This window comes from uncultured Thiodictyon sp., from assembly GCF_903828115.1.
GTDB lineage: Bacteria > Pseudomonadota > Gammaproteobacteria > Chromatiales > Chromatiaceae > Thiodictyon.
The window spans coordinates 1-11,723 of sequence record NZ_CAIKKU010000441.1; the positions used below are offsets into that span (position 1 = coordinate 1).

At 71.2% G+C, this 11,723-nt stretch carries 8 protein-coding genes; 7 read left to right on the forward strand and 1 reads right to left on the reverse strand.

Annotated features, from left to right (window positions below; genetic code table 11):
- The 4 genes from QZY48_RS16135 to QZY48_RS16150 all read left to right on the forward strand — a co-directional run.
- Positions 1–204, forward strand: a 204-nt coding sequence (locus tag QZY48_RS16135) for a hypothetical protein (RefSeq protein WP_295432688.1), incomplete at its 5' end; no start/stop codon positions are given.
- Positions 180–2,492, forward strand: coding sequence for a hypothetical protein (locus tag QZY48_RS16140; protein ID WP_295432689.1), 2,313 nt, complete (start codon positions 180–182; stop codon positions 2,490–2,492). The genes QZY48_RS16135 and QZY48_RS16140, both read left to right, overlap by 25 nt.
- Before the next feature lie 154 nt (positions 2,493–2,646).
- The gene (locus tag QZY48_RS16145; protein ID WP_295432691.1) at positions 2,647–4,317 is read left to right on the forward strand and encodes a hypothetical protein; all 1,671 of its coding nucleotides are present in this window, start codon (positions 2,647–2,649) and stop codon (positions 4,315–4,317) included.
- Positions 4,318–4,473: 156 nt separating this feature from the next.
- Positions 4,474–6,021 (forward strand): hypothetical protein, encoded by a 1,548-nt coding sequence (locus tag QZY48_RS16150; protein WP_295432694.1) that lies wholly within the window; start codon positions 4,474–4,476, stop codon positions 6,019–6,021.
- A gap of 153 nt (positions 6,022–6,174) precedes the next feature.
- On the opposite strand, the gene QZY48_RS16155 is transcribed toward QZY48_RS16150, so the two are convergent.
- On the reverse strand, positions 6,175–6,753 hold the full coding sequence (locus QZY48_RS16155; RefSeq protein WP_295432696.1) for a Uma2 family endonuclease: 579 nt from the start codon (positions 6,751–6,753) through the stop codon (positions 6,175–6,177).
- A 154-nt stretch (positions 6,754–6,907) separates the two neighbouring features.
- On the opposite strand from QZY48_RS16155, the gene QZY48_RS16160 reads away from it, so the two are divergent.
- From QZY48_RS16160 to QZY48_RS16170, 3 genes are all read left to right on the forward strand, one after another.
- Positions 6,908–9,682: a metallophosphoesterase gene (locus tag QZY48_RS16160; protein ID WP_295432699.1), complete on the forward strand. Its 2,775-nt coding sequence runs from the start codon at positions 6,908–6,910 to the stop codon at positions 9,680–9,682.
- The gene (locus tag QZY48_RS16165) at positions 9,679–10,686 is read left to right on the forward strand and encodes an AAA family ATPase (protein WP_295432702.1); all 1,008 of its coding nucleotides are present in this window, start codon (positions 9,679–9,681) and stop codon (positions 10,684–10,686) included. The genes QZY48_RS16160 and QZY48_RS16165 overlap by 4 nt, the downstream gene beginning before the upstream one ends.
- An 85-nt stretch (positions 10,687–10,771) precedes the next feature.
- Positions 10,772–11,723: hypothetical protein (locus tag QZY48_RS16170; RefSeq protein WP_295432705.1), on the forward strand; the 952-nt coding region annotated here is incomplete at its 3' end.

The following is an 11,723-nucleotide window of genomic DNA, read 5'->3' on the forward strand; positions in this document are numbered from 1 at the left end:
CGTTGTCGTTGTCGTAATCGTAATCGGAGAAGCGATGCAACTTGGGGCGCTACGATAACCTCGATTACGACAACGACAACGACAACGATGCTAAGAACAGCGCTTGTCGACCCTACGGCCTTCTTTTCTTGGCGTTCATCCGCGGACCAATCTATCATGGAACAACAACCGGAACCGTCATGGCAAACACCCGCGCCCCCCTGATCGACCTGCGTGACCGCCTGCTGGCCTGCGCCGCGGCGGTGCCGCCGCGCGCCGAGTCCTTTCACCGTGAACTCACGGCGCTGCTCGCCGAGGTCGAGGGTGCATTGTCCTGGCGCGGGGTCCTGGGCCGGGGTCAGAGCGCGCCGCGGCTGGCCCCCCGGGTGGCGGCGCTGGCGGCGCGCGGCGAGGCGCTGCACGGGCTCTTCGACCGGCTCGCCCGGATCGAGGGGCAGTTGGCCGCGGCCGCGCAATCCCTGGAGCGGATCGCGGCCCCGGCGCTGCGCCAGCCGGACTGCATCCCCGCAATGCTGGGGCACCTGGGTGCGGAGACGCGCCGCCTGGGCCGGCAGGTGCGGACCGACGACGACCTGATGGTCGATCAGCGTCGCTGCGAGACGACGGGGGTCGCGAGCGCGCGACTCACGCAGGCCCTGGCCCTGTGGCTCAGCGCCGAGACGGTCCTGACCCGGATTCGCGCCTCCAGCCGCACCGCGGCCCTGGAGGCGGCCCTGCCGGAGCTTGGCGAGCGGCTCTGCCGCACCGGGCCGACCCCGGACTGGCAGGCCGAGGTCAAGGCCCTGGTGGACCCGCTGGAGCAGTTGGCGAGCCGCGCGCAGCCGCGCGAGATCACCCAAACGCAGCTGATCATCAAGGCCCTGCCGCGCTGGGCGCGGGCCCTGGGCGAGGACTGCGACGCCGGCGACGCCCTGGCCGAACGCTTCACGGCCAGGCGCAAGGACTGGCCCGGGGAGGACGATCGGACCTTCGAGGAACTGTTCGAGCAGGCGCGCGCCCTGGAGCAGGATCTCGTGGAGCGTGCGGCCGAGCGCCGCCGCGCCGGGCTCGCGGACCTGGGGGCGCGCTGCGCCCTGTTTGCGCAATTGGTGGGGGCCGCCCCGGACCTCGACGAACTGGTCCAGGATCTCAGCGCCGAGACACCGGACAATCCCCGCGACCACGAGGACTGGTGCGAGCAACTGCGGGACGCCGAGGAGGCCTTCCAAAACCGGGTGAAGCGCTCCGAGACGGCCCTGTTGGCGACCTTCAGCGCCGACCTGGGGGACTGTCGGACGCGCCTGGAGGCCCTGGGTGCGACCCCGCGCCAACTGGCGCGGGACGCGGAACTGGCCCGGCTGCGCGATGGCTTCGAGCGCCTCGCGCGCACCGGCCCGGGTATCGACCCGCTGAGCCTGCTCAACCAGGTGGAAGGGGCGCGCGGCTTGCGGGCGGACCTGGAGGCATTGGAAGCGGGGCTGCGTGAGGACGATGCCGCGCTTGCAGCGGCACACGCGGACCTGGAGCGGCGCCGACGCTGGCTGGAGGAGCGCGCGCCCGGGTTGGGGATCGCGGTGCCGGCGATGACGGTGGACAACCAGGTGTCGGGTGCCGCGCCGCTGCCCGGGGCCGCCGGGGCGCTACTGGCGCGGCAGGAGCGGCTGCTGAGCGACGCGGAGGCCCGCTTCGCCCAGGTCGGTCGGGAGGCGATCGAGGCGGTTAACCGGCGTATCGGCCAACTGCTGACGGTGCTCACCCCGGAGCGCACCGGTGCGGCGGGACTGGACCTGGCCGCGATCCCCCCGGCGCCGGACGGGGGCCTGGGCCGGATCGACGACACCCTGGGGCAGGTCCGCACCCGGCTCGCCGCCCTCGAGTCGCTGGCGGCCGACGAGGAGCAGTCCCTGACGGCCGCTGCCGCGCACATGCGGCAGGCGCTGGAGCTGATCCCCGCCGCACCGCTCGGCCGCCACGACCGCGACGACCGCGAGGCCCTGCTGCGGCAGTTGCAGCAGTGGCGCCCGGGCACCCCGGCCGACCCGGTGGAGCGACTCACCGCGCTGCGTGAACTGATCGAGAACGCGCGGCATATCGAGCAGCGGATCGCCTCTGTCGCCCGGCAATTGCAGGCGCGCCGCGAGGCCCTGGGCGAGGGGCTGCGCCGCTTCAACGGGCTCTTTCTCCAGGGCTATTGTCCGGACCTCTACGGCCGGGTCGAGGCCCTGGTGCACCCGCCGGCGCAGACCCGCTGGCCGCGCGGCGCTGAGGCGGGGCAGTTGCAGGAGGCCGAGCGGCTGTTCCGGTTGCTCGAGCGCCAGGCGCAACGCCTCGCCGCGCGCGAGATCGGCGAGACCCTGCAGGTCCTGGAGCGGCAGGCGCGGCGCGGCGCGGACCCGCGGGTCCAGGCCCTGGTCGCCGCGGTCCAGGGGCTGCCCCCGGAGCAACCACCCCCGGCGCGCCTGCGCCGCCAGTTGGCCGAGCAACTGCGCGCGCTCGGACTGGAGCGCCCATGACCGGAACGATGAAAGTCCCCCGGTGGGAGCGGCTTCAGCCGCGACGAGGCCACGGCAGTTTTTCGGATCGCGTCGCGGCTGAAGCCGCTCCCACAGCGTCGCTCCGCGACTTGCACGTTAAGGCCTCGACTCCCACTCCGGACGGTGACGCCCCATGACCGACCCGGAACAGCTCTGGTCCTGGCCCGCCCTGGCCGGCCTGCCGCGCACACTTCCCGCGCTCACCTGCGAGCAGGGTGTCCTGGGCAGGGAGTCCGCGGGCGCGGCGGTGTTCCAGTGGCTCGCCGCCAGCCCCGGCTGCTCCGGGCCGACCTCGGACCTGGCCCAGGAACTGGCGCTGGGGACCGAGGACGTGGTCCGCGACACCCTGCTGTGGCACAGCCGCGCCGGGCTGCACCAGGCCGTGCGCTGTTGGGCGCCGCAGCGCCAGGGGCGCCCCCCCGTGCTGGAACGGGAAAAGCAGGTGCTGGAATGGGCGCGCCCGGCCGACCTGCCCGCCGCGCTCGGCGCCCTGGTCCTGCTGCCGCTGGCGGCGGCCCACGACGATTCGGCATGGCGGGACGGCGTGCCCGACCCCTTCGCCGGGCGCCTGTTCTTCACCCTGGCGCCCACGGCCATCCCGCCCGCGGCCCTGACACCGGCGGCACTGGCTCAGACCATCCGCGCGGGCACCACGGAACTGCGCCGCCGGTTCGACGAGAGCATCCTCGCGGACCTCTACGCCCGGCTGCTGGCCGGACACCGCGGGGTCTACCCGGCGCGGGAGCTCGAGCCCCTGGGCCCCGCCGCCCTGGCCGCACTGCTGCTGCCCCTGCCGCGGGACCTGGCCGACCGCCTCTCGCTGCTCGGCTGGCTGCCCTCGACCACCCAGGACCCGGGGCAATTGGATCGCCATTGGGACCTGATCCTCGGCGGCGACGCCGCCGCGCCGCCGCCGTCGGGCGAGCCGGCGCCGGGCCCGGCGCTGCGGGCGCGCGCCCTGTCCATGGCCCAGGCGATCCTGGAGAACGACCCGCGCGCCTTGCCCCAGGCGCCGCCGCCGACCGCGCCGGCCCGCGCCCCGACCCCGACCCCGACTAAATTGACCCTGTGGGGCCCCTCCGGCTCCGGCAAGACCGTGTTCCTGGGCCAACTCTACTGGCAGTTGAGCGGTTCCCGGCAGGACGACTGGGTGGTCTATCCGGGCGAGACCGGGCTCGATTTTCTGGAACTGATGCGCGACACCATGTACTCGCGCAACGCCTTTCCGCCCGGCACCACGCTCGGCAGCGCGCTCGCCATCGTCTGCCACCTGGTGCAGCGCCACACCGGGGAGCGGGTGACGCTGGCCCTGGAGGACCGCGCCGGCGCGGACTACGAGGGGCTGCACCAGGAGGTCCAGGAGCGGCTGCTGGCGGCCGACGGCATCATCCTGCTGCTGGATCCCAAGCGGCAGGACGACCGCGTCTTCAACGAGGTCTCGCACACCTTCGAGCGCCTGCTGCTCGCCGCCGGGCGGGTGGCGCAACAGGACCCCCGGCCGGTCGCCGTCTGCGTGACCAAGGCCGACGAGCTGATCGAGACCCCGGACGACTATCGCTGCGCCCTGACCGACCCCGCCGGCTTTGCCGCCGCGCACATCGACCAACGCCTGCTCAATTATCTGGAGACCCGCTTTGCCCGCTTCGCCCTGTTCCCGGTCTCCGCCGCCGGGGTGCGGATGCGCTTCGGGGCCATCGAGCCGGTGGTCTTCTACGATGAACTGCTGCGCCCGCGGATCAACTGCGGCCAGCCCTTCAACCTGCTCGCACCGATCGACTGGCTGATCCGGCAGGTCGCGGTATGAGCCCAGAAAGAGCAGTCATCCACAGATGAACACAGATGAACACAGATGATTCGCTGGCTTACGCTTGGTCGGAGGCTCACCTTGCGGGTGATTGTGACAGTGGCGATAACCGTATGACAATGAGAAGAACATCTGTGTTCATCTGTGGATTTTAGGATGAGCGACTCCCGGGACGACTCCCTGGACGACTCGTTGAACGGCCTGTGGCGCTGGCCCGCGCTGGCCGGGGCCGCGGCCCTGGCGGGTGAGGACCTGCACTGCGCGCTGGGTATCTGGGGCAAGGTCCACGGCGCGGCGTCCGATTACCGCTGGATCGCCCGCGGCCCCGGCTTCGGCGCCGGGTGCCCGGACCTGCACCGGTACCTGCGCATCGGCGCCGAGGACCGGGCGGTCCGCACCACCGCCTGGCGCGCGCCCTGGGCGGCGGCACCGGACTATTTCGCCATCGGCACCTACCCCAGCCGCGCCCTGGATGCCGCGGGGCGCGGTGCCGTCCTGGAAAAGTGGGTGCTGCACTGGCGGCGGCCCCAACCCGGGTTCCCGGTCGCCCTGGCCGCCGCCGCGCTGCTGCCGGTCGTGGCCCGCGGCGATGATGGGCCCTGGTGGGACCGGGTAGGGGAGGGTGACTGGCAGCGGCCGGACCATGCGCTCGCGCTCGGGTCGGATGCCTGCCCCCCCGTCAGACTCGACCGCGCCGGGCTGGAAAAGGTCATCGCGGCCGGCATCGAGTCCCTGATGGCGGCGCTGGACGAGCCGCGCCTGGCCGCCGTTTACGCCGGCCTGCTCGCCGGGTCGCGGCCGGTGCTGCCGCGCGGTCTGCAACGGCCCCTGCCGCCGGGTGCGCTGGCCGCGCTGCTGCTGCCCCTGTCCCCGGCGCAGGCCGAACGCTGCTCACTGTGCGCCTGGGTCCCCGCGACCCTGATCGACCCGCGCGACCTGGGCCGCAACTGGGACCTGGTGGGCACCCAAGACGCCGGCCCCGGCCCGGACCCGGCGCCCGAATATCAGGAGCGCGGCGCCCTCTTGGCCGCCGCCCTGTATGCGCGTGATCCGGGATTGCTCGTAGGGGAAGGGCCGGGAGCGCGGGCGTCCCGGCCGCGCGTTGGCGAATCCGCGGGCGGGACGCCCACGCTCCCACCGGTGCCCGGCGTCCACCCGCACCCCCGGCTACACCTGGAGCCCGCCGCGCCCGAGCGTCCCGCCCTGCACTATCTGCATGAATTCGCGGACAGCATCAATCTGCGCCGCCTGGACCTCGCGCGCCTGGCCGCGGACCTGGCCGCCCCCGCCGCCTGGCCTCCCATGGCCCCCGACGAAGACCCCGCCGGGCACCCACTGATCCGTTGGATCGCTGTCCTGCAAGAGCGCCGCCCCGCCGGCGTCGATGCCGCCGACTGGGCCTTCAAGATCGACCAACTGCGCGCCGCCGCGCTGTTGCTCCTGCCGCACCCCGACACCCTGGAGCGGGTGGGCCTGCCGCAAGACCAGCGCGTCCCCGCCCTGCTCGTCGCCCTCGCCGCCGACCCCGCCGCCGTCGGCGACCACCTCGCCGCCTACGGTGCCCCGGTCCTGCGCCAACTGCTGGAACACAGCCGCGCCTGCCCGGACCCATCCCTGATCACCGAGATCCGCACCTGGATGCAGCGCTGGCTTGCCGATACCGGCAACCCCGGCCTGGCGCGGGCCTTGAGCGACCTGCTCTGACCCCAGCCCTCAGGCGTCGCTAAGAAGGTCGCGCAGGGACGCTGTGGGAGCGGCCTCCGGCCGCGACAGCTCTCGCGGCTCGCCGCGGCGTTTCAGGTTACCGCGGCCTCGCGTCGCGGCTGAAGCCGCTCCCACCGCCCTTCATCGTCCGGGTCAGGCCTCGAACTCCACCTTGTCATAGACCTCACCCAGGGTCAGGGTGCAGCCGATGGACTCGAAGTGGATCGGCACCGCGGGGTCCGTATAGGCCTCAAGCAGCCAGCGGCCATCGGCCTGGCGCGTGAACAGATCGACGGCGGGCCGGTCCTGGGCGATCAGGACATACTGGCGCAGGCTCGGCAGGTCGCGGTAGAGGGCGAACTTGCCGCCGCGGTCGTAGCCCTCCGTGGAAGGAGACAGGACCTCGGCCACCAGTGTCGCATCGGTCAGCACGTCGCGGCGGCGGTCGTGAAACACCGGCCGTTCGCACAGGACCACGACATCCGGGTAGGCGCAGGCGTCGGCGACCTCCACGCGCAGGCGCATGTCGTTGGCCAGCACCGTGCAGGGGCGCGGTTTGAGCTGTTGGCGCAACTCGCTGGCCAGGTTGGTGCTGATCAGGTTGTGGTTGTATGAAGCCCCGGCCATGGCGAAGACCTCGCCCGCGACATATTCGTGCTTTGCGTCGCTGCACGCCCGCTCGGTGGCCAGATAGTCCTCGAAGCTGTAGTAGGGTTTCGGCTGAATCGACATGGGTTTGCTCCTGGTGTCACGCGCGTAAGTATAGTCCCGGGGGCTGCCGGTCCGGAACGATGCAAGCGTTCCAAATCGTCTCGTTGCGGTTGCAACCTGCAGGTGTTTGCGGTTAATTTGCGCAAACGCCAACGACGATGGAGCGCACGCCCCGATGAACGTGACTATGACCGAGCTGCCTGTTCGCATCCTGCACCTGTCTGACCTGCACTTCAGCACCCGCTCGCGGTGGGACTCCGACCCGATCCTGTGCGCCCTGGCCCGGTTCATCGCCGCGGATGTCACAGATAACGGCCTGCACCCGGACCTGGTGGTCATCACCGGCGACCTCGCCCAATCCGGCAAGCCCAAGGAGTACGGCCTCGCGCGGCAGTGGTTGGACGACCTCTGGCCGCGTCTCACCCCAGACCCGGCGGCGCCCTTGGACCGGGACCGGCTGCTCCTGGTACCGGGGAATCACGATGTCGACTGGGACCTGATCGAGCCCGGCGCCCGGGATGCCCACCAGGCCATGCTCGACGCCAAGGACCAGAAGGAGATAACCTCCCGGTTGGATCCGAAGAGCGTAACCCGCAATCTGCTCCTCAAGCGCCACGCCGCCTATCTCAAGTTCTACGGCCACTGGCTGGGCCAGCGCCAGACCCTGCCCTGGTGGCAACGCAGCATCCCCATCCGCAAGCAGCGCCTGCACGTCGCCGGGCTCGACTCCGCCTGGCTCGCCGAGCATGACGATGACAGCCACCTCCTGCTCAGCACCTACCAGATCAATCAGACCGTGCTCCACAAGGACGCTGAGGCCGAGCACGACTGGCGCCTCGCCCTGCTGCACCACCCCTGGGCCTCGCTCGCCGAGTTCGACCGCAACGACGCCCGCCGGACGCTGCACCGCCATCGCGACCTCATCCTGAGCGGCCATCTGCACCAGCCCGATCTATTCCGCATCGTCCCCGCCGATCCCCGCTACGCCTGCATCGAGGCCGCCGCCGGCTGCTGCTACTCCGGCAAGCCCTATCCCAACGCCTTCCAGTGGATCGAACTCTCTACCCGGCCGCGCCGGGTCGAGTTCCATTTCCGCTGTTGGAATCGGGACGACTGGCAGGTGGATCGCAACCAGCATGGGTGTCCGCAGGGTATGCACCGGATCCTGTGCCCCGTCCCGGCCGACGCCGTGCAGGTTCCGCCAACGCCTAGGAGCCCTGGGCGTTCCGCCGAGCCAACGGGGCCGACGAACGGACAGCCGGAAGGTCCGCGGGCGACACAAGCCACGGCGTTCCTTGGCGATGACGTGGCTTTAGCCGAGAGAGCCCAGGCCGCCCCTGGACGCACTGAGCAGGCCGACAAGCCAATGGGGCCAGCGGACGGGCAGCCGGAAGGCCCGGAACCGACCCAGACCTCGGCGATCACTGCCGACCTCCGCACTGCGGTCGACAGAGACCAGGCCGCATCGAGAGTGCAGTTGGAATCGGTCAGTCCTTTCGCGTCCCAGCCGCGCGTCTTCATCAGCTATGCCCAGCATAGCCAGCGCCATTCCGCGGCGGTGCTGGCCGTGGCCACGGCGCTCGCCGACGACGGGATCGCGGTCGAATTGGATCAGTTCCACTCGGCTGAGATGCTGCATTGGCCGCGCTGGTGCGAGGAGCAACTGCGCCCCGAGCGGTCCGACTTCGTTTTGATGGTCTGTTCGGCCGAGTATCGCCGCCGCATCCAGAATCAAGTGAATTGGGACGAGGGCCGTGGAGTGTTCTGGGAGGGGCAGCTCATCTACAACGCGCTCTATCTGGCGAAGGACAACAAACGCTACGTCCCGGTGCTGCTCGACGATGAGCCGCAGACGTCCATCCCGGATGTCATGGGGGGCTGGACTTTCTTTCGGCTCCGCGGTCTGGGGCGCGGCGCCGCCGAGCCGCAATATCTTCGGCTCCTGCGGCTTCTTTGCGGGCCAGCGCCGCGACCTGCCGCTGATCTACCCCCGGGTCTGCCAATTGACGATCAGGCCATCGGGCCCAACCCTGATCCGCGGGTCGGCGTATCGGTCGGAGTCTCGTCGGTAGCGCCGGACCCGGCGTCACGCCGCCCCGCAACCCTGCCTGAGGATGCCGAGCGGGAGATCAGGACGGCCCTCGAGGCCAGCCCGACCCTCTGCCTGGCGCTGGCGAAACAGTTGGCCGCGGCGTCTATACCGGCGCCGCTCGCCGCCCGTCTGTGCGACCCCGACGCGGACTTCCTTGCCGCGCTGGATGCATTGGACCAGGCCCTGTGCGCGCTGGCGAGGTTGCCGAGGCTCGCGCCGGATGCAGCCGCCAAGCAGTTGCGCGAGGACGCCTTGACGATTCTCGGCTGGACCGTAGTAGGCACCGTCGCTGACGGCTGCGAGCGGGAAGACGCCGCGCTGGTTGCCGATAAATGGCGCCAAGGCGACGTGTTTGAGGTTCCGCTCGGTCGCGGCCCCTGCGTTGAAGTGCTGACCGCCCGTTGGCGTGGCGGCAAGGCCGAGTTCAGTATCGGCACCGCGACCGTCGATGCCAGTCCTTTCGACTTGGCGCCGGCGGTGATGCAGGAACTCGGCTTTGATGATCCCCAGCTTCTGACCCCCGATCGTGCAGTGGACGCCGTTATCAACCGCGTCTATCAGGAGAGTACCCGCGGACAGGGCAATGACCGGCCGACGGCGGCGCGGCGGAAGGACGCCGCGAGTTGGCTGCGCGCTCAGGTGCGCAATCACAAGCATCGGTTTCGCCTGGTGGTGGATCTCAATCATCCCTTGGCGGACCCCGACGTTTTGCGCGCGATCAAGCTGGAGCTGAAGGAACTGCTGTTGATCCTGGTCAACGATCAGGCCGACGAGGATTCCAGCGTCTTCATCCTGCCCCCGGCAGACCTCACCAACGCCATCCGCGACTGTCTTGCGGCCATCGGAACCCTGCCATGATTCCCGATCTGCCCATCGATCAACCCGTCCCGCTACCCAAGTGCGGCACCTGGCCCACCTCGGTCCACCTGTTCGATCAGACCAGCGCGGATGCCATCCTCGCCGCGCTGGCGGCAGAGCGTCCGCTGTTGGTCCAGGGCGAGCCCGGCGCCGGCAAAAGCCAGTTGGCGCGCGCCGCGGCGGTCACGCTCAACCGCGCCTTCGTCTCCCAAGTGGTCCATGCCCGCAGCGAGGCGCAAGACCTGCAATGGGAGTACGACGCGGTCTCCCGGCTCGGGGAGGCGCAGGTGCTGGGTTCCCTTCGCTCGGAGCGCTCGCACCGGTCCAACCTGACCCCGCAGCAGCGGCTCGCGCCGCGCCGCTTCCTCTGTCCCGGCCCCCTGTGGTGGGCCTTCGGCTGGGACTCGGCCAGGGAGCACAACGACGACCGGCGCACCGTGCGCCGCGTCCCCGAGCCCTGGCACCCCGAGCCGCACTGGCAGCCCCGGGACGGCGCCGTGCTCCTGATCGACGAGATCGACAAGGCCGAGGCCGATCTGCCCAACAGCCTGTTGGAGACGCTCGGCAACGGGGGCTTTCCGGTGCCCTGGCTGGATACGCCCGTGTGCATCCCCGCGGGCACCGCGGCGCCCCTGGTCATCATCACCACCAACCAGGAGCGCGAACTGCCGCGCGCCTTCCTGCGCCGCTGTCTGGTATTGACGCTGGACCTGAAGGAAGGCGACGACTTGAAGGCGCTCCTGGTCGCCCGCGGGCGGCAGCACTTTACCGTGGGATCACAGCAATGCGTCCACGACGACATCCTCGAACTGGTTGCCGCTCAATTGATCACGGACCGTAACGATGCCAAGGACAAGGGCTTCCCGGTGCCGGGTCAGGCCGAATACCTGGACCTCCTGCGCGCCCTGGACCACGCCCGCGGCGGCGACCCCGCCGCCCAGAAGAAGCTATTCCACCGCATCAAGAACTTCGCCCTGAAAAAGTGCCAGGAGTCCGCGGGGTGAGCCGAACGGGCCGGTGCGCGCACCGTAGGGTCCGCTGCGCGGACCGGCAGTGCCTCAAGACTCGCCATGCGGCCTCCCCCCACCCATGAACCGCGCTGCCACCAGCCGCGCCGACCTGATCCGTTGGGCCGCAACCCTCGACGACACCCAGGTCACCCGGCTCGCGGCGCTCTTCGGCTATGAACAGGAGCCCCGCGCCCCGGCCGCCCCGCAACGGCTCGCGCCGGACGGGGCCGACCATCCGGCCCCCGATGCGCCAACCATCACCCCAAATGCGCCGACCCTGAGCCGGCGCCAGTACGCGCTCACCGGGCGCAAGGTCATCGCGCCGCCGCCCCCGCCGAAGCCGCGGAAGCCGCCGCCGCCGCCAACCCCGGTCGCCCGCCTTGGCCCAGTCTCGCCCCTGGTCCCCTGGCCGCGCCTCTGGCCCTTCCTGCACGCCGCCCTGGGCGATCTGGCCGAGCGCAACCGTGTGGATCTGGCGCGCCTCACCGCCGCCGCCGCCCGGCTGCGGCCCCCGCGTCGCCTGCCCCGGCTCAGGGCCCGCCGCTGGGCGCCGCGCGGCCAGTTGCTGCTCGACCTGAGTGCCCGGCTCTATCCCTTCTGGAACGATTTTCACGACCTCAAGGACCAACTCGCGCGGCTGCGCGGCCCGGCCGGGCTCGAGGTCCTGCGCCTGGACCGCGGGCCGGACGGCCTGGTGCAACCCTGGGTATTCCGGCCCGGCGCCAACGGCGGCTGGGGCCCGGCGCGGCCCTATGTCCTGCCGGCCGACGGCACGCCGGTGCTGATCGCCGGCGACCTGGGCTGCCTGGGCAGCGAGGCCGAGCGCGCGCCCTGGGTCCGACTCGGCCGTCGGCTCGCGCGGTCCGGGTGTCGGCCGGTGGCGCTCACCCCCTGCCCGGCGCACTGGTGGGACCCGGACCTGGCCGGTCTCTACTTCCCGGTCACGTTGGAGCGTACCGGGCCGATCCCGCCGCGGCCCGCGGGCCCGCGCCCCTGGCCGAGCCCGGCGCCGGGGCGCGCCGCCGCGGTCC

What these genes read in the sequence shown, in the direction of transcription:
- QZY48_RS16150 (WP_295432694.1), top strand. Translation starts at nt 4,474, where the DNA reads ATGAGCGACTCCCGGGACGACTCCCTGGACGACTCGTTGAACGGCCTG.
- QZY48_RS16145 (WP_295432691.1), top strand. Translation starts at nt 2,647, where the DNA reads ATGACCGACCCGGAACAGCTCTGGTCCTGGCCCGCCCTGGCCGGCCTG.
- QZY48_RS16165 (WP_295432702.1), top strand. Translation starts at nt 9,679, where the DNA reads ATGATTCCCGATCTGCCCATCGATCAACCCGTCCCGCTACCCAAGTGC.
- QZY48_RS16140 (WP_295432689.1), top strand. Translation starts at nt 180, where the DNA reads ATGGCAAACACCCGCGCCCCCCTGATCGACCTGCGTGACCGCCTGCTG.
- QZY48_RS16160 (WP_295432699.1), top strand. Translation starts at nt 6,908, where the DNA reads ATGAACGTGACTATGACCGAGCTGCCTGTTCGCATCCTGCACCTGTCT.
- QZY48_RS16155 (WP_295432696.1), bottom strand. Translation starts at nt 6,753, where the DNA reads ATGTCGATTCAGCCGAAACCCTACTACAGCTTCGAGGACTATCTGGCC.